Origin of the sequence: Candidatus Merdisoma sp. JLR.KK011, from assembly GCF_036941125.1 — a bacterium.
GTDB lineage: Bacteria > Bacillota > Clostridia > Lachnospirales > Lachnospiraceae > Laedolimicola.
Map to the genome: position 1 here is coordinate 2,501,463 of NZ_JAYWSZ010000003.1, position 18,495 is coordinate 2,519,957.

Here is an 18,495-nt window from a genome sequence, read left to right on the forward strand (position 1 = left end):
CCAGAATCCAAATCCATACGATGCAAAACATTTACTCACCGCCATTCTCCGGCAGCCCAGAAACATTGATATTCCGCGTCACCTTGGCGTCATAAGTCTCCGCCTTAATAATCTCGGACAGGTCGATGCCTACGGTCTCCTTCATTGTCTCGAAGAGCTTCGTCATAACAGCCGGCACGTTTCCGGCCACATCGCCTACGCCCTTGTCCTCTCCGCCTCCGATAATGGTGATCTTGTCAATCTGGGCCAGAGGCTCGGCAATCTTTCCGGCAATATCCGGAAGCACGCCGATGAGCATTTCCGCCATAGCCGCTTTGTTGTACTTCTGATAAGCCTCGGCCTTCTTCTCCATGGCTTCTGCCTCTGCCATACCCTTCGCGCGGATGGCTTCCGCCTCCGCCGAACCTCTGGCCTGGATACCAGCTGCCTCCTGCTCCATGGAGTACTTATTCGCCTCTGCCTGAGCCTTCTTTGCCAAGGCATCCTGCTCGGCTTCATACTTCTTTGCCTCCGCCTGGGCCTTTTTCGCCAGGGCATCCTGCTCGGCTTCATACTTCTGGGCCATAGCGTCCTGCTCCGCCTCGTATTTCTTAGCTTCTGCGTCTCTCTGGCGCTTGGCCAGCGCCGCCGCTGCCGCCTGCTCTACGGCATAACGATCTGCATCCGCCTTTTTATTAATCTCCGCCTCCAAAGCCTGCTGCTTTACAAGAACCTCCTGCTTCCGAAGCTCCGCCTCGCGCTCGGCCTTTGCAATCTGAGCATTCACCGTAGCTGTCTGAATCACCTTTTCCTGTTCCTGCTCCTGGATCTTGTAGGCTGCGTCTGCCATAGCCTGCTTGGTGTCGGATACCTGCTGCAGCTCCGCCTTCTTGATGGCAAGCTCGTTATTTTTCTCCGCTATCTCTGTCTCGGCCAACACTCTGGCGTCGTTGGAGGCCTTATTCGCCTCCGCCTGGGCAATGGCTACGTCTCTCTCTGCCTGTGCTCTGGCAATGGAAGCATCCTTCTTGATCTTTGCTGTATTATCGGCGCCCAGATCCTTGATAAGTCCGTTCTCATCCGTCACATTCTGAATGTTGCAGGACACCACCTCAATTCCAAGCTTCTTCATATCCTTAGACGCCTTCTCCATTACCTGGTCAGAGAAGGAATCCCGGTCGGTGTTGATGGACTTCAGGGTCAGCGTTCCGATAATTTCACGCATATTGCCTTGAAGGGAATCCTGCAGATCCCGGGTAATCTGCTCGGAATTTTTATTCAGAAAGTTTTTCGCTGCCAGACGGATGCCCTCTGTGGTTGGATCAATCCTCACCTTAGCCACTGCGTCTACATTTACATTGATAAAATCAGTCGTCGGCACCGACTGCTCCGTCTTGATGTCCACCGTCATCTGTCCCAGATACAGTTTATCCAGACGCTCCAGAAAAGGCACGCGGATCCCGGCCCGGCCAATGAGTATCTTAGGCTCCTTCTTAAGGCCGGAGATGATAAATGCCCTGTCCGGCGGAGCTTTTACGTATCCGACGGCTAGAATCATAATCAAAAGAATGATTAAAACAACAGGAATTAAGTATGTCAAAATATTCTGTGTAAGATCAAACATCGCTTTCCTCCGTATTTTTCTGAACTTGTTTGCCTCCCTGGAGCAGCCGGCAGGCCGCCCATCCGGTAATGCAGCCTATCAGCATCCCTCCCAGCACATCGGTAGGATAATGAGCGCCTACATACAGCCTGGAAAAGGAAATCAGTCCTGCCGTTACCAGCGCTCCAATCCCAAACCGCCTTGGAAGGCATAAAAACATGACGCTTGCCACCGCAAAGCAGGCTCCTGCATGGCCTGAGGGAAAAGACAGATCCGAGGGCCGTTTTGTAATCAAAATCAGCTCCTCCAGAATATCATATGGCCGGATCCTGGCAACCAGATTTTTCAGAATCAGGTTCACCACCAGAAAATCAAGGCTCAATGACAGGGCTGCCGCCGCTCCGGTTCTCCGGTATTTTTTGATACACAAAAGGACAATGCAGACTAAGATAGCCAAAAAGCCTGCATCGCCCAAAGCTGTGACGAACTGCATCACCTTATCCAAAAGCGGATTACGGACACTCTCTTGTAAAAACAATAGAAAACGTTCTTCCCAACCCATCTACTGCTCCTAGATCTCCGTAAAGGTGTAGCGAACCAATGTGCCGGACAGATCCAGGTGATATACAACGGAGCCGTCATTCATGGTTTCTTTGTCAATATTTACTTTCTTGTCCTTATGTAAGCCCTGTACATAAGCATCCAGATCCGCAGTCTCAATCTCGCGAATCTCCGTATCGCGCATCTGATTTCCCGGACACTTGTTTAAGTTCTCGATGGTCATCTCATAAGCCTTCATACCCATTACCTCCCTGGTATCATCTGAAAATATCCTGCCGGGCCCCTTTTGCAATCAGGCTGCGGCAGAGTTCAAGGTTTCATGGTTCTATTTTACACCTATGAAAAGACGACGGCAAGGTTTTTTCTGATAATTCCGAAAAAATATTCTCGTTATTTGTCAAAATCTGTATCCCGGACAATTTTGCCTGTTTTTGCTCTCGCCAAAAGCAGTTTTAGCCTTCATAAAAGATGCGTCTTTTTGTGACAGACCGCCTTTTTACAGCTCCGTAAAGGTATAGCGCTGCAGGATGCCGGAGGTGTTCACATGGTAAATGACGGTTCCGTCCGCTAAGTCCTCCCGCTCAAAGGTGAAGTCCTTGTCCTGGTGGCGGCTGGTTACGTAGGCTTCCAGATCCGCAATCTCTGTCTCCTCGATAAATACGTCCCGCATCTGATTGCCGGAGCATTGATTGAAAATTTCGTGTACTACTTCATATTCTTTCATATTGACTCCTATTCCAGTTCCATAATGCTGTTTTTCCAGTTCCGTAATGCTGTTTTTTAATCCACATCATCCAGCTGCCGCCGCAGGTAGCGCCCTACCACGGCGGAAAAATTCATAATATCCCGGATATAGGCGAAATCCCGTCCGAAGATCCGCCGTTCCGCCTGCAAGTCCTGCTCCTCCCCTGCGAATACGCCAAGGACGGAGATTCCGGCAGCCCGAATCTTCCGTACCTCCAAAGCCGTGTCCCTCACCGCATAATCGCCGGAGTAAGGCATGGGGTTCCGGCTGCCGGGCCGGTTTACAATAATGTCGTTGGGCCGCCCGTCGCTTAAGACGATTAACACCTTGTGCTCCTCCGGTCTTCCCATCAGACTGTCGGCTGCCGCCCGGACTGCCAGGCCGTCCCGGTTGTTGGAGGAAGCATAAAACTCAAAAATCCGCTGATTGGCCTCCCTTGGGTCATCGTAATCCCGGTACCGCTGCATTACCGTGTAATCCCAAAAGGTGCAAAAACCCATAACCTGGTGGGGAATCTCTGCCATGCTCAAGGCCTCGCTGATAATGTACCCCTGCAGCGCCACCAGGCTCTGCCGCCGCTTCTGGGAACCGCTGGCGTCAATCAGCACATGCACCGCAAAGTCGGAGCTGTCTTTGCGAAGCTCACGCTCAAAGAGCTTTTTGTCCCTGCTCCGCCCTATCTTCCACAGCTTTGCAGGCACAATCCTTCCAAACTCCGATCGCAGAATCTCCCGTTCGCTGCGCGCCGTAAGCGCCCGGCGCAGGGTGTCGGAGAGCTGCTCAATGTTTCTCCTGGATACGCGCATACAGTGGCCGTAAGCCTTCAGATTCTCTGACCTGGCCCGTCTTGCATACTCCGACTGGTAATTTTTCTTCACCATGCCTGAGAGAATGCCTTCCGTAAAATAAAGGCTGCAGTCCGCGTGGGCTCCCCGGCAGAGGCTGCGGTTCACCCGTTCCTGCTCTGTTTTTGACAGATAAGAGCGGCCGTAATTCAGCTCAATATAGGAATACATTTTATCCGCCGCTTCCTGGTCAACCAGCACCCGTTTGGTACGAAGCCGCTTTTTCTCCTCCGCCTGGGCCTCCTGATCCTGGAACTGGGCTGCCGCATTGGTCACCTGGGACAGATAACGGTCAAAATCCTCCTCGTATGCCTCTTCCTCCAGAAAATCCTTCCACCGAAACTCCCTCAGCTCCTCCATCGTCACAGAAAGAACCGCCTCCAGGGAGCCGCGGCGCTCCTCAAAATGCGGATCCTCCAGCCAGTTGTAGAGGGCGTCCACAGTCCGGATCACCGCCATGGTATCCCTGGTATCCCAAAGCTTTTCCAGCATATCTACCGCCTTCCGGATACGGCTCTGCATGGTTCTCGGCCCCAAAACCGCCTCCTGCATAAGGGAAAGCCGGATCTGCCCGATGAAGGACGCAGCAAGCCTGGTAAAGTCATATTCCATCAGCTCCTCAAAGGCCTTTTTCCGAATCTCCAGGATGCCCGGCCGTTCCTTACTGATTTTTTTGTAAACGGCGCTGTCCACACAGAGCTGCGCCAGGCTGGTCAAGGGCTGTTCCTCCGCGCCGCAGTACAGCTTTTTTACCAGATAAAGTCCGAAGGCGTCCCGGTCAAAATATTTGGAAAACGCTCCCTGCTTAACGGCATCGTAGAGAGATACATAAACGGATTTTGAGTAAGATATGGTATCCAGCTTCAAGTTAAGGCCGTAATCTCCGCTGACCGTCCAGCAAAGGTTCCGAAGCCGGTTTTCAATTTCAAACTGTCCAATCTCAAATGCCTCTTCTTCCATGAATTCCTCCTAACCTGCTGCTCACTCCTGCCTGGTAACCCGTACCGGAAAGGGATTGATTCCCCGTACAGACCGCTAGAACACTTCCTCCCCTGTCCAATCCTCCGGTATCCGTGTCATCACAATATCCCCGATAATCTCTTTTTCAAAAATATCAAAGCTTTTATTGGTAATTCCCATGGTAACAGCCTTTCGAGGGGAAATGCCTGCCCGGATGGTCTTTAAAGCCCCGATCATTCCCCTCAGATCCATGGGCTTCGTGGAAATCTCACTGTTTTGCGCCTTAAGCTGCAGATCCAGAAAGAGGCCGGCAAAATGCTTCAAACCCTCCTCCTTTGCGTCGGGAAAATTTTCCTTTAAAATCATCATCAAGGTTTCCTCTTCGAGAGGAGGCATGTCAATTACAAGAAAACGGGAAACCAGGGCCTCGTTCAGCTCCTTTGTCCCGGCATAGCCGTAATTCATGGTTCCAATAAACCGGACAGCCGGGTGGAGCTCTATCTTGTCATAACCCGGCACATCTATAATGCGGCGGTAGTCCAGGGTGGCGTGAAGCACGGAAACTGCGTCGTTTTTGGCCATGTTGATCTCGTCAAAGATTCCAAAGCCGCCGTTTACGGCACATTGATATACGGGCCCTTTTCGCAGGCGCACCTCATTGTCCGCAAAGGTGTCCGTTCCGATAAGGGAACTGCTGTCCGTATTCACATTAAAGGAAATGTTGTAGGAGGGACGGCAGAAAATCCAGGCCAGGTTTTCTGCCAGAATGTTTTTCCCTGTAGCCTTGGAGCCGCTCAGCAGGAGATTTTCTCCCTGAAGGAGCGCGGCTATGGCCATCTCCAATATCTCTTTTCCGTAAAAGGGAATCGGCGGTTTTACAATCCGGTTCTTTACTTCCTTTGAAACCTCATACGACTCCCGGAATATTTCTACCTCCCGGATAAGGCTGGGCGATACCTGCTGCTCCTCTAAAAATTGTAATTCCTTCATCATGCTTCATTCCTCTGATTGATATGTGATCTGTGCTGCAGCGTCCGGACATAGGGCGCCAGTTCGTCAAAATGGCGTATTTCCTTGTATTTTCCGTCTGACTGCTTTATTTCTCCGGGAAGCTCTTTTCCCTTGGGGTTGTACCACACGCCATGCATTCCGCAGGCAGAGGCCCCCTGGGCATCCTTTTTAAAATTATCTCCCACAAAGACACATTCCTCCGGCCGGGCCTCCGCTTTTTTGATGCACAGCTCCATAAATACAGGATGGGGCTTTTCCACTCCGGCCTCCTGGCTTGTCACAATATGGCTGATGTAGGGGGCGAAGCCAAAGGCTGACAGCTTTTCATACTGCATCATGGCCGTCATATCCGTCCCGATTCCGATGCGGATGCCCATGGACTTCAATTCCTCCATGCAGGCAATGGCTCCCGGTTCCGGCCCGCTCACCTTGAGAAGGGTGTCCCAATAGACATGGTACATAGCCTGTACATGGGGGAACAGAGGCTTTTCCCATTTTTCCAGAAGATTCTGGAAACGGATACTCCGGCTGTGGATGGATGCATTGTCCTTTCCGAGGCGGTCTGTTATCTCCTGGTTCGTTCTCTTTACCATTTCCAGAAATTCTTCCGAATCCACCCCAAGCTGCTCCCTGGCATAACTGCAGAGAGCTTTCAGCCCCTCGCCGTGGCCTTTGTCATAGCTGTAAAGGGTATTGTCAATGTCGAAAATTACTTCCTTTATCATATGTCATCCTCCTATTCCAGTTCCGTAATATCCCTCCCAGTACACTGGTCCGAAATCCATTTCCAACCCCAAACCTATGTGTCTGGAAATGAATTTGTGCACTGTGAGGGATATTACTGTTTTAAAGTCGCTGCGCGACGGCACTAAAGGGCAAAGCTGCTTCGGCACACCGGTTATGAGAGAAACTTTTATTCGAAAAAGCACTCATAAAAGTTCCTCTCGTGCGCCTTTGCAGCTTTACCGTCCAGTTAAAAGTCGCTGCGCAATCGCACTAAGCCGGACTTACGGATCTATAAAAACTCCGCCAATGCATAGTTACTCACGTCTATCCCAAGATCCGTCAGCCGCGCCCTGCCGTTTTCCCGTATCAGGAGGCCCTGCTGCTCAAGTCTTGGGAATACCTCTTGATAAGCTTCCGAAATCTCCTTTGTGAGCAGCACTCCCTCTGCCTTTCGAAGCCCCAGAAACATCGTCTCCTCCAGCTCTTCTTTTCGGGTAAGCCGCTGCTCCTCCTCATGGGAATAATCACCGGCCAGATACGCAGAAAGCTTCCTGTGATTCCGGCAGCGCACGCCTTCTGTCAGAGAGGATGCCCCAAGGCCCAGGCCTAAGTATTCCTTCCTCTCCCAGTAGCCGAGATTGTGACGGCAGGCAAAGCCCGGCCGGGCATAGTTGGAGATCTCATACCGCTCATAGCCTTCTGCCTTCAGCATATCCCTGGTGTCATAATACATCTGCCGCTCCGCATCCTCATCCGGCAGCAGGCATTCTTCCCAGGCCCCAGGGCCGAAGCGCTTATAGAACGGCGTTCCTTCTTCTATGATTAAGCTGTAGGCCGAGAGATGCTCCGGTTTTAAGGCCAGAACCTTTTTTAAGGTGCTCTGCCAGCTCTCCCTGGTCTGTCCGGGAAGGGCGGACATGAGATCTACGTTGAGATTCTCAAAGCCCATTTCACGGGTCAGGGAAAAGCTTTCCAGAAATTCCTCCCAGGTGTGAATCCGCCCGAGCATTTTCAGTTCCCCATTGTCTGCCGACTGAAGCCCCATGCTCAGACGGTTTACCCCCCATTGCCGGTAACAGGACAGCTTCTCCTTTGTCAGCGTGCCCGGATTGCATTCGATGGTAATTTCTGCATCTGTTTCAATGGGAAAGCTGTCGTGTACTGCCTTAAGAAGCTGTGCTGTCTGCATTTCCGCCAAGATAGACGGGGTTCCGCCTCCTATGAAAACAGAAGTCACTTTTTTATTCTTTCCAAAGGCCTTCCGCTTATGAATCTCCCCTTTTAGGGCTTCCACATACCTGGCCCGCACTGCTTCGTCCGCCGGCGCTGACAGGAAGTCGCAGTAGGCGCATTTTTGTACGCAGAAAGGGATATGGATATAGAGCTCTAACTCCTTTTGCACACCCGATGGGCCGATGCGGTTTTCCTGCTCCCTATCCGCCCCTCCGGCACCTCTACTTATCATCCAGCTTCAGCACGCTCATAAACGCCTTCTGGGGAATCTCTACGTTTCCAATCTGGCGCATGCGCTTCTTGCCTTCCTTCTGTTTTTCCAGGAGCTTTTTCTTTCTGGTGATATCGCCGCCGTAGCACTTTGCCAAAACGTCTTTACGCATAGCCTTTACCGTTTCCCGGGCAATGATCTTGCTGCCTACCGCCGCCTGGATGGGTATCTCAAAAAGATGACGGGGAATCTCTTCTTTCAGCTTCTCGCACATCTTGCGGCCCCGTTCATAGGCTGTGCTGCTGTGAACAATAAAGGACAGAGCGTCCACCTCTTCCTTGTTAATCAGAATATCAAGCTTCACAAGCTCTGCCTGGACATATCCCTTCATATCGTAGTCAAAGGACGCATAGCCCCGGGAACGGGATTTCAGCGCGTCGAAGAAATCATAGATGATCTCATTCAAAGGAAGATCGTATTTCAAAAGCGCCCGGGTCTCCTCCATATATTCCATGCCAAGATAAACGCCCCGGCGTTCCTGGCACAGCTCCATAATGGAGCCGATAAATTCTGTAGTCACCATGATCTCCGCGCTTACCATGGGCTCTTCCATATACTCTATTTCCGCCGGATCCGGAAGGTTGGAGGGATTGGTCAATTCGATTACTTCCCCGTTCGTCCGATGGACTTTGTAAATAACACCCGGCGCCGTGGTCACCAGATCAAGCCCGTACTCCCTTTCCAGGCGCTCCTGGATGATTTCCAGATGCAAAAGGCCCAGGAAACCGCAGCGGAATCCAAAGCCCAATGCAATGGAAGTCTCCGGTTCAAACTGGAGGGAAGCGTCATTGAGCTGCAGCTTTTCCAAGGCGTCCCGAAGATCCGGATACTTGGCTCCGTCCGCCGGGTACATGCCGCAGTATACCATGGGAAGAACCCTTTTATAGCCGGGCAGCGGTTCTGCGCAGGGATTCTCCCGGCTGGTTATAGTATCGCCCACACGGGTGTCTTTTACATTTTTAATGCTTGCAGTGAGATAGCCGACCATGCCGGCAGACAGCTCCCCGCAGGGAATAAACTGTCCGGCGCCGAAGTAGCCGACCTCCACTACGTCCGCCTCCGCCCCTGTGGCCATCATGCGGATCGGCGTTCCCCTTTTTACGGTTCCCTCCTTGATCCGGCAGAATACAATGACACCCTTATAAGAATCGTACACGGAATCAAATATAAGAGCCTTCAAGGGCGCCCCGGCATCTCCTGCAGGCGCAGGAATCCGATTGACGATTGCCTCCAGCACGTTCTCCACATTCTGCCCGGTCTTGGCGGAAATCTGGGGGGCGTCCTGGGCTTCGATGCCGATTACATCTTCAATCTCGTCAATGACCCTCTGGGGTTCCGCACTGGGCAGATCGATTTTGTTAATCACTGGCAGTACGTCCAGATCGTGATCCAGGGCCAGATACACATTTGCCAGGGTCTGGGCCTCAATGCCCTGGGCGGCATCTACTACCAGAATGGCCCCGTCACAGGCTGCCAGGCTTCTGGATACCTCATAGTTAAAGTCCACATGTCCCGGCGTGTCAATCAGGTTGAAAATATATTCCTCTCCGTTTTCCGCCTTGTATACCGTTCGCACAGTCTGAGCCTTGATGGTGATGCCCCGTTCCCGCTCCAAATCCATATTGTCCAACACCTGGGCCTGCATTTCCCGGCTGGTTAAAAGCCCCGTCATCTCTATGATCCGGTCCGCCAGGGTGGACTTGCCGTGATCAATGTGGGCGATAATGCAAAAATTTCTGATTTTACTCTGGTCCATGGATGCCATTAAATATTCCTCCGTATTTTTATTCCAACAGGCAGCCGGGAAAGCGTTACCGATCACGAAAGTGAACAGGAAAGCCAAAGACTTTGCAGCATGCCTGCATGGACATTTGACAAATGCCGCTTTTCCGATATAAAATGCCCCCGGCTGACAGGGTCCTTTCTATATCCTTGCCAATCGAGGGTAGTATAGCATAAACAGGAAGAAATGTAAATTTCTTTTCAAAGCAGGCTTTCTGCGGTAGCCGTGTCTGTCACCAGAACATTCACGTACTTTCCAAGCATCGCGGCGCGGATTGCTTCGGACTTTTCCGGCAGGCCCGCAACTCCAATCCGGACCGGGATTTTCATATAATCTTCCAATTCCACTGCAATGATGCGTTCTCTGCTGGTGTTCTCTACCTGCGCTCCATTCTGATCGAAAATGTGAGTGCTCACTTCCCCTGCCACTCTCTGGCCTTCTTTTAAACGAATGTTTTTGTGAATGTCTACCCCTACAAATGCATAATGCGGATCAATGCTGTCGTGGGAGCCGATGCCGACTACGGCAATATTGCAGGATTGGATTACTTGGTAGGTATCTTGAAACGCAGGCTCCTTCTGCAGGGAGGCTTTCAGCCCCGCATCGCTTACAATAATCGGCGCAAACAGCATCACTGCCTTCGCACCCAGCCGGTTTGAAATATTATGAACAATCTCGTCAGCCGCCGTATTCTGGGGGTCCTGATTTCTGCTGCCAATCATCTGTACCACCGTAACATTCTTCCTGTGTACTACCGGCATCTGTGCCGCCATGGCAGCCAGAGTGCTTCCCCTGGTAAATCCAACCACATCCCCGTCCCTTAATATCGTAGCCAGATACTCTCCGGCCGCATTTCCAAGATCTAAAAAAATGTCTGTCTCATTTACATTATCCACAATACGGATGTCCAATAAGCCGTACTTTTCTTTTAGTCCGCTCTCCAGCTCCAGCAGTCTTGACTTGCTGTTGGCATTAATCGTAATCTGAACAATTCCGTATTCTATACAGGCGCTTAAGATCCTGTTCACTCTCTGGCGGGACATATTCATCCGCTTTGCAATCTGTTCCTGGGTACTCCCTTCCTTATAATAATAATAGGCAACACGTGTATATTCTGAAATTTGTGCATCTGTCAGCTGATTGATGTTCATCTTTTTATCTCCCGGAAAATATTTACTACTACACATTTTAAACGAAAAACGGGAATTTGCAAGTACTCCTCAGCAAATTCCCATTCTCTTCCTTATTTTGAAAGCCTGTTTTTAAAGCAATACACTCACCCGGAATTTTCCTGGAACCGCTGCCTCCGCAAACGCCTCCTGAATCCGGTCCAATGGATATCTGTTCTTTTCAATCAGAGCCGAAACACGGACAACTCCCTGATTCAGCATATCTGCCGCAGTACAGAAATCAGCCAGATCCGCTCCAAATGTACCAATCAGTTCCAGCCGGCGATAATGAATCACATTGGAATCTATCGACAGCTCCGGTGCCGGATAAGCCGCCCCGAAATACAGGATACGGCCATCCAGTTTTTTTACCAGTTCAAAGGCCTGCCTGTTCACCGCCGTCGCCGCCACCGCCAATATAACTGCATCGGCTCCTTTTCCGTCTGTGAGACGCTTCACCTCTTCCACCGGATCTGTCACATTGCCGTCAATAACCTCAAACCCCATTTCCCTTGCTGTCTTTATTTTATTCTCCATCAGCTCTGACACAATTACACGGCATCCAAGCGCCCGGGCTGCCTGGGCATTCAACAATCCCATAGTGCCTGCCCCTACCACCACAACGGTTTCAAGGGGCTGTACCCGAAGCTTGGAAAGCCCTTTCACAACAGCAGCCAGAGGCTCCATAAAAGCCGCCTCACCAGGTTCCAGATCCTTTCTCATTTTAATCAGCGCCCGGGCCGGACGTACCGCATAATCCGCATAGGCAAACATTCCCCGGTAGCCGTCCCCGCTTACCTTTTTGGGTCCAATCTCATTGTTGCTGCATCCGGTCCCCCGTTTGCACCCGTCGCAGATTCCACAGGTCACATAGGCTAAGGCAACTCTGTCACCCGGCTTTAAATCCTTTACATCCTCGCCTGTCTCAACCACAATTCCGGAGCTTTCATGGCCGCTTGCCATGGGATAGCCCCGTCCTTCCCTCTGTCCCAGCCATTGCTGATAATCTGTAGTACAGATATTGCATGCCTCCTGCTTTACCAGCACATCCTCCGGGCCCACGGGCGGCAGAGCCCGCTCCCGGACTTCCGCATGTCCTTTTTCTGTCAATACCCCAAAACGCATTTTTTCTATTTTCATAATCCAATTCCTCCCCTATACACAAGCCTTAAGGATATTCAGAACATCCTCTTTATAAAGCTTACGTACATTGCCTACCGGTCCGTCCTCCACTACCAGTTCTGCAATTTTTTCCAATTGATCACAATTTACACCGGCCTCTGTCAATGTCAGCGGAACTCCCAGTCCCTTCCAGAATGTACGTAAGGCTTCTATTCCTCCAAGGGCCGTCTTTTCCGGAGCCTTCTCATCATACTCAATATCCCATACACGTACCGCAAACTGAGCAAATTTTTCTACATTGGCGTGGTATACATACTCCATCCAATGAGGCGTCAGAATAGAAAGTGTTGCTCCATGGGCCAGATTCGTAAAACCGCCCAGAATATGAGAAATAAAATGGCAGGCCCAGTCGGGAGTGCGGCCGCAGTCCAAAACACCGTTATGTGCCAGATTACCTGCACAGACAATCTCAGACCTGGCATTGTAATCTGCAGGATTTTCCAGCGTCCTGGGAAGGTTGTTGATGATTGTGCGCAGCGTAGCTTCGCATAAACGATCTGTCAGCTCTACATTCGGTTCGTTTGTAAAATACCGCTCCATCACATGACTCATCATATCCACACCGCCCACAGCCATGGGATAACGCGGCACAGTAAATGTAACCTCAGGATTCATAATGGCAAATACCGGACGGCTGTGGCCATTAGAGCCCAGAAGCTTAATATGGCCATCCTCATTGGTAATCACGGAGCCGGCGCTTGACTCGCTTCCTGTCGCCGCTATCGTCAGCACAACGCCGACCGGAAGAGATTCCTGAATAATATGTTTTTTCGTATAATGATCCCATACATCCCCGTCATAGACTGCGCCAAGGCCAATCGCTTTCGAAGAATCAATTACACTGCCCCCTCCAAGAGCCAGGATAAAATCGATCTTTTCTCTTTTGCACAGCTCAATGCCTTCTTTTACCTTGCTCAATACCGGATTGGGCTGCACGCCGGTCAGTTCAAATATCTCCAGTCCGCTCTCCTTAAGGGAATGTACAACCCGTTTATAGATCTCCGAATTCCGGATAAAATCATCTCCATAATGATGAAACAGCACCTTTTTACCGTAGGGGAGAATCTCCTCCCCCACACACTGTTCCATTCCGCGTCCAAAGAGAATCTTTGTAGCGTTCTGAAACTTGTAATTTTTCATTTGTCCCTCCTACGCCCTGCCTGCCGATCCAAACAGCCTGATATAATGCTCCAGTTTTCTTTGATATACCTCTGCTCCGACCATAGGGGCAACATAGTAATTTTTTTTCTTGCCGGAGAACATTTCCAGTGCCGCTGATATATCCGGCTCTTCACTGCTTTCTCCTCTCATATACAAGGCCATTGCTTCCCCGGCCGGGTTTGCCATATCTGTAAACAAATTGATCTTTTGAATTCCGCAGGCAATACATTTCTTCAGATTCTCGTCTCCGGTTCCGGAACCTCCGTGCAGAACCAGGGGCACCGTTACAAGGGAAGCAATCTCCCTCAAAAGCTCAAACTCCAGTTTCGGCGTTCCTTTATAAACACCATGGGATGTTCCCACTGCCACTGCCAGCGCATCCACGCCCGTCTCTTCCACAAAACGCCGGGCCTCTTCTTTGTGGGTCAGGCCGCTGTCACGCGTCTTGTCATATTCCGTACCGGTTCCCACATGTCCCAGCTCTGCCTCCACGGAAACACCCATAGCATGAGCTATGCGCACAACCTCCCGGACCTCCCGGACATTTTCTTCAAAAGGAAGCTTTGAACGGTCAATCATAACCGATGTATATCCGCTGCGCAGAGCCCGCATAATTTCTTCAAAGGGGCCGCCGTGATCCAGATGAAGAGTTACAACTGCATCCGGATATTTTCGGGCATAGAATTTTACGTTCTCCCCTGTTTCCTCCATATTTGTTGTCCCAAGACAGGACACAATAAGCGGCGCTTTCAGATTCTCTGCTGCCTTAAAGCACGCCATAACAGAACTGCTGCTGTAGGCATCCGGCGCTGCCACTCCATAGCCTTCACGTTTTGCTTTTCCCAGAATTTCGTTCAATGTAGTCAGCATAATGTATGTATCATCCTTTCGCTATATCAATAAATCGTTTTGCCCGTTCCGGATCAACTTCATTCCAGAGAATCCCATCCTTCTTTACAAAGGTTCCGACCACCATGCCATCCGAAATACGTAAGGCTTCTTTCAGATTATCCGGCGTCACGCCGCTTGCAATCATTACCGGCTTATCCCGGAAACGATTTTTTATCTGCTCTACCTCTGAAAAATCCGGAGCCAGTCCCGCATGCTGGCCGGGCACCAGTACGCCTGCCGGGTCCAGTACACTGAAGGCTGTATCCGCCATATCCGACTGACTTCTGGTATCCAGAGAGGTTCCTCCATGGGCATCACAGTAGCAATAAATATTCACATTCTCTGCGCCAATATTTCTGCGGAACCGCATAAGCTCTCCGGGGCGATACTCTGTCAGACCGCACATATCTGCATATACTCCGCTGATATAAGCACGGATAAAGCCGGCATCAATGGCTTTGGCAATGGCAATGGCCGCATAAGGATCTACCAGAACGCCGCAGCCATAAGGAATCTGTACTGTGTCCAGAGTCTGTGATACAATCCGTGTGTAGGAAGCTATGATTTCCGGTCCCACCTTGCTTAAATAAGGTCTGTCCCCTTCATTGGCAAATACAATTGCGTCAAAGCCCGCTTCCTGCAATGCCTTAATTTCCCGTTTCGCCCGTTCTACCTGCTCTTTAAAGCTGACAGAAGCATCATAGTGGGGCGTTCCCGGTAATGCCGTAAGGTGAACACAGCCGATAACCGGCTTATCTGTTTTAAAAATAGAACGATGCTTTTCCATTAAATTCATTCCAATTCCTCCTAGTTCCGTAATATCCCTTTCAATATTTATAAATCACCCCAGAAAATTCAAAAATGTGAGAGCAAAACCAATCACAAACAAGGTAATCAAAATAAATACGGAAGATTTCCTTTTTTTCTTCAACAGGTAAATCACAAGCGCCAATACTCCAAGGGGAAGTAATTTGGGACAAATGCTGTCCAGCACATTTTGAAGCACCACCTCTGAACCTCCAAAAGTGCCGGCCACAATCGTATTTACTTTGATATTTCCCGCTGCCAGTGCGCCAATTACAATCATACTGACAATCTTCAGCGCATCTGTCAGGCTCTTCGTGCTGCTGGAGGCTAAAAGCTTTGTTGCTGCTCCCCGTCCCATCCGATAGCCGGAAAAAAATGTAATATAGCTGACCGCCAGTGCATAGACGGTAAAACCCAGCAGATAAAGAACCGGCCCCAGTACATTTCCCTGGGTAGCCAGCTCAATGGAAATTCCAAGGAGAATCACCTTTACAATAGATTGCGTTATAGAATCACCGATACCGGCTAAAGGCCCCATCAGCGCATTCTTCATACTGTCAATTACATCCGTCGTCACGGAATGTCCCATAGCGCGTTCTTCCTCCAGCGCAACCGTTGCGCCAAGAATCATGGCTCCCCAGTTGTTTTCCGTATTAAAAAAGCGCATATGGCGGCTTAAAGCTGCCGCACGTTCCTCTTTTTCCGGAAAAAGCTTTTCTATCACTGCACTGATTGCCTGGCAGAATCCCAGGCCCATCAGACGCTCATAATTGTAACAGCGCTGAGCCCAGCAAATCCATCTTAACCAGGTACGGAGCAGATCGCTCCTCTTTAAAACCCTGTTTCCGTTTTCAGCTGTAACCATCGTCTTTTCTTCAGTCATTTGGAATCCTCCCTCCTGTCAGCGGCAAACATGTACAGTACTGCAATACATGCCCCAAGAATTGCAATAAACATAATACTAAGATTCAAATATGCTACAAGGAAAAATCCTATAAATGCATACGGCAGAAAACGCTTGTCCCAGACATACGTAAGCAAGAGCCCGATTCCCAGAGCGGGAATCAATCCTCCCGTTACTCCAAGAGCCGTAATCACTTTTGCCGGAATTACAGCCATGAGGCTTTCAATGGCCTGGGAGCCAAAATACATAGCCAGAAAACCGGGAATGAAATAGCAAAGGAAGGGGACCACCTGGGAACCATACTGGTTCATAAGGCGGACCATCCGTGCATTTCCCTCAGCTGCATACTGATCTGCTTTATGCACAACAATTGAGTTCAGTGTCATGTAAGCATTTCTGCACAATAAGCCAAGTGATCCAAGCGCTACTGCTACTGTCAGCCCTGCCTCAGCGGATAATCCTGCAGACATGGTAAGAGCCGTCCCAAGATAGCCGGCGATTGCCAGCTCACTGGGAAGGGTTCCTCCCACTGCAATAGCCCCCAGATAAGCAAGCTGAATCGTTGCGCCTACCTCCAGACCATATGTAATATTCCCAAACAAAATTCCACACACAAAGCCTCCTACCAGGGGACCGCCCAGATAACAGGACCACCGCAGAAACATCGGCATTGCTGTCGCCACATACCATGTGATGAACGCAATTACTAATGCAAGTACAACATGATTCATTCTTCATTCCTCCATTCCAGTTCCGTGATATTCCAGTTCTTATCTCTCAAATCTGCTTTTTGCATCGTCCGGCAAAAGCTGCATATTTACCTTCCAGCCCAGGTTCTGCAGCTTTTCCAGCATTCCTTTCTCCTCGTCGCTCAAATAAGCATATTTCGTATACTTTTTCCGACCGGGAGCTGTAGCTACGTTTCCTACGATCAATTCATCCGGCACAATCTTTTCTTCCAGAGCCTTTAAGGCTTCAGCCGGACCTTTAAACAAAACAATCGTCCGTCCGGTATCCGCATCCTTTGCCATCTCGTGAAATTTTGCAGTGTCCACCACTTCTACGCGAAGCTGCGGTGCGGCAAGCCGGTAAATCTGTATCATAAACTCATCCTGTGCCGCAGTATCATCTACAATCACAACTGTTTTTGCACCCGTTCTTCCCTGCCATGCAGTCATAATCTGCCCATGAATCAAACGCTCGTCAATCCGATACAGTACTACTTCCATGTTCCTTTACCACCCCAATCTGTTTGTGAAATTACTTCCTGTTGTCCGCATAAATAAAGCATTGCTCTTTTAACCTGAGTTCTTAAGCTCTTCCATCAAATCATGGATACCTTCACGTCCGGCCCGAAGCGCCATTTCCTTTAATTCTGAACAGGACATATCCTCCGCAAAGGGAAGAATCTCCATGTAGCCGCTCAAAATTTTTGTCAAAGATTTTCAAAATAAATGTCAAAAACTTTCGGGAAATATTTCCCGATTTTACTCACAGAAAAAGGGGCAGTGATTTTATCACTGTCCCTTTCCTGTCTTCCGGTTCCCATGCTCTTCGATTACCAAGTGCTTTCCCGTTTTCGGTACCTTGTCTGGAATATACTCTATCAGTTCTTCAACAGAGCAATTTAACACCTCACATATCCGGTCTATATGCTCTACCTTCAAACTGACAACAATTTCATGGTACCATTCATTGATGGCATTTCGCCTTATTCCAGTCAGCTCTGACAATCTTTTCTGCGTCATACGCCGTTCCCCAAGAAGCTTTGATAGATGTATTCTTATCATAATAATGCCCCTTGGGAGCAATAATATCATAATTCGGGTTTTTAGAGTGTCTTTTGAGCATTTATATTGTTTTCCGGTATTTTTGTATCATTTTTCGATATTAGAAATTTTTGATTATCAGTTCTTTTTACTTAGGCTTTCTTTCTTTCATCACTAAATTATGTATCCGCTCCACTTCAATGATATGATAGCCCTCATACAGCTCCCTTATATACTCGCAATCGTTATATGACAATACAAATTTACCCTTTATCACATCCAATGCTTCTTTCAGCCTCACATGGTCTTCCGGCATAAATCTGTCCGGATAATATTTCTCCGTTTCATAATATGGAGGGTCAAGATAAAATAACGCATCACTTTTGTCATAATTTTTGAGAATTTTTTGGAAGTCAAGGTTCTCAATGACAACCTTATTCAACCGCTTAGAAACTTGAAAAAGGTATTCCTTAGCTTTATCCATATCTCTTGGACGTAAACCAAAAGACCGGGCATCCCCACCAAAACTCTCCTTAATCAAGATGAAAAACCTTGCTGCTCTTTGTATATCCGTCATTCCCCTCATCTCAATCTGTTCCCTTGCATCATAAAACTGTTCCCTTGATATTAGTATATATTGCAGCTCATTCTGAACCGCATCAGGGTGGTATTTAATACACCGGAACAAATTGACAAGGTTTCCATTGACATCATTATACACTTCCATCTTGGCGTGACTGTCAGAAGAAAACAGAACCCATCCAGCTCCACCAAACACTTCAATGTAACGACCATATGTCCCCGGTTCAGGGAACTGTTCTACAATCTTGCCTCTAAGTGCCTTTTTACCGCCAATCCAAGTCATAAAGCTATCCATAATTACATTCCTTCTTTC

Annotated in this window: 20 protein-coding genes; all 20 read right to left on the bottom strand. The window is 49.3% G+C overall.

Annotation, left to right across the window (positions count from 1 at the left end):
* Nucleotides 1–31 precede the first annotated feature (31 nt).
* The 20 genes from VV089_RS13270 to VV089_RS13365 all read right to left on the bottom strand — a co-directional run bounded on the left by VV089_RS13270 (nt 32) and on the right by VV089_RS13365 (nt 18,477).
* Nucleotides 32–1,603, bottom strand: coding sequence for a flotillin family protein (locus VV089_RS13270; protein WP_172541783.1), 1,572 nt, complete (start codon nt 1,601–1,603; stop codon nt 32–34).
* Nucleotides 1,596–2,144 carry a phosphatase PAP2 family protein gene (locus VV089_RS13275; protein WP_334336176.1) on the bottom strand — a complete coding sequence of 183 codons (549 nt, stop codon included), beginning with the start codon at nt 2,142–2,144 and terminating at the stop codon, nt 1,596–1,598. Before VV089_RS13275 ends, VV089_RS13270 begins: the two co-directional genes overlap by 8 nt.
* Nucleotides 2,145–2,153: 9 nt before the next feature.
* Nucleotides 2,154–2,381, bottom strand: a complete 228-nt coding sequence (locus VV089_RS13280) for a hypothetical protein (RefSeq protein WP_172541781.1) — start codon at nt 2,379–2,381, stop codon at nt 2,154–2,156.
* Nucleotides 2,382–2,639: 258 nt separating this feature from the next.
* A complete protein-coding gene (locus VV089_RS13285) occupies nt 2,640–2,867 on the bottom strand; it encodes a hypothetical protein (protein ID WP_172541780.1) in 228 nt (75 codons plus the stop codon).
* Nucleotides 2,868–2,923: 56 nt separating this feature from the next.
* The gene (locus VV089_RS13290) at nt 2,924–4,693 is read right to left on the bottom strand and encodes a cobaltochelatase CobT-related protein (RefSeq protein WP_172541779.1); all 1,770 of its coding nucleotides are present in this window, start codon (nt 4,691–4,693) and stop codon (nt 2,924–2,926) included.
* 75 nt (nt 4,694–4,768) lie between these two features.
* Nucleotides 4,769–5,683 (bottom strand): AAA family ATPase, encoded by a 915-nt coding sequence (locus VV089_RS13295; RefSeq protein WP_172541784.1) that lies wholly within the window; start codon nt 5,681–5,683, stop codon nt 4,769–4,771.
* A complete protein-coding gene (locus tag VV089_RS13300; protein WP_172541778.1) occupies nt 5,683–6,429 on the bottom strand; it encodes an HAD family hydrolase in 747 nt (248 codons plus the stop codon). Before VV089_RS13300 ends, VV089_RS13295 begins: the two co-directional genes overlap by 1 nt.
* A 290-nt stretch (nt 6,430–6,719) precedes the next feature.
* A complete protein-coding gene (hemW, locus tag VV089_RS13305) occupies nt 6,720–7,832 on the bottom strand; it encodes a radical SAM family heme chaperone HemW (RefSeq protein WP_172541766.1) in 1,113 nt (370 codons plus the stop codon).
* 52 nt (nt 7,833–7,884) lie between these two features.
* Nucleotides 7,885–9,699, bottom strand: a complete 1,815-nt coding sequence (gene lepA / locus VV089_RS13310; protein ID WP_172541765.1) for a translation elongation factor 4 — start codon at nt 9,697–9,699, stop codon at nt 7,885–7,887.
* 218 nt (nt 9,700–9,917) lie between these two features.
* The gene (locus VV089_RS13315) at nt 9,918–10,868 is read right to left on the bottom strand and encodes a sugar-binding transcriptional regulator (RefSeq protein WP_172541764.1); all 951 of its coding nucleotides are present in this window, start codon (nt 10,866–10,868) and stop codon (nt 9,918–9,920) included.
* A 111-nt stretch (nt 10,869–10,979) separates the two neighbouring features.
* Nucleotides 10,980–12,026 (bottom strand): zinc-dependent alcohol dehydrogenase, encoded by a 1,047-nt coding sequence (locus tag VV089_RS13320; RefSeq protein WP_334336177.1) that lies wholly within the window; start codon nt 12,024–12,026, stop codon nt 10,980–10,982.
* A 15-nt stretch (nt 12,027–12,041) separates the two neighbouring features.
* Nucleotides 12,042–13,208 carry an iron-containing alcohol dehydrogenase gene (locus VV089_RS13325; RefSeq protein WP_334336178.1) on the bottom strand — a complete coding sequence of 389 codons (1,167 nt, stop codon included), beginning with the start codon at nt 13,206–13,208 and terminating at the stop codon, nt 12,042–12,044.
* Between the two features lie 9 nt (nt 13,209–13,217).
* Nucleotides 13,218–14,099 (bottom strand): class II fructose-bisphosphate aldolase, encoded by an 882-nt coding sequence (locus VV089_RS13330; protein ID WP_334336179.1) that lies wholly within the window; start codon nt 14,097–14,099, stop codon nt 13,218–13,220.
* Between the two features lie 10 nt (nt 14,100–14,109).
* On the bottom strand, nt 14,110–14,916 hold the full coding sequence (locus tag VV089_RS13335) for a BtpA/SgcQ family protein (RefSeq protein ID WP_334336180.1): 807 nt from the start codon (nt 14,914–14,916) through the stop codon (nt 14,110–14,112).
* A gap of 45 nt (nt 14,917–14,961) precedes the next feature.
* On the bottom strand, nt 14,962–15,810 hold the full coding sequence (locus VV089_RS13340; RefSeq protein WP_334336181.1) for a PTS system mannose/fructose/sorbose family transporter subunit IID: 849 nt from the start codon (nt 15,808–15,810) through the stop codon (nt 14,962–14,964).
* On the bottom strand, nt 15,807–16,562 hold the full coding sequence (locus tag VV089_RS13345; protein ID WP_334336182.1) for a PTS mannose/fructose/sorbose/N-acetylgalactosamine transporter subunit IIC: 756 nt from the start codon (nt 16,560–16,562) through the stop codon (nt 15,807–15,809). Before VV089_RS13345 ends, VV089_RS13340 begins: the two co-directional genes overlap by 4 nt.
* Nucleotides 16,563–16,601: 39 nt before the next feature.
* Entirely contained in the window at nt 16,602–17,060 is a 459-nt protein-coding gene (locus VV089_RS13350; RefSeq protein WP_172541023.1) for a PTS sugar transporter subunit IIB, read from the bottom strand.
* Between the two features lie 69 nt (nt 17,061–17,129).
* Nucleotides 17,130–17,270, bottom strand: coding sequence for a hypothetical protein (locus tag VV089_RS13355; protein ID WP_334336183.1), 141 nt, complete (start codon nt 17,268–17,270; stop codon nt 17,130–17,132).
* A 78-nt stretch (nt 17,271–17,348) separates the two neighbouring features.
* Nucleotides 17,349–17,621, bottom strand: a complete 273-nt coding sequence (locus VV089_RS13360; protein ID WP_334336185.1) for a helix-turn-helix domain-containing protein — start codon at nt 17,619–17,621, stop codon at nt 17,349–17,351.
* Nucleotides 17,622–17,748: 127 nt separating this feature from the next.
* The gene (locus tag VV089_RS13365) at nt 17,749–18,477 is read right to left on the bottom strand and encodes a DNA adenine methylase (RefSeq protein ID WP_334336186.1); all 729 of its coding nucleotides are present in this window, start codon (nt 18,475–18,477) and stop codon (nt 17,749–17,751) included.
* Between the last annotated feature and the right edge of the window lie 18 nt (nt 18,478–18,495).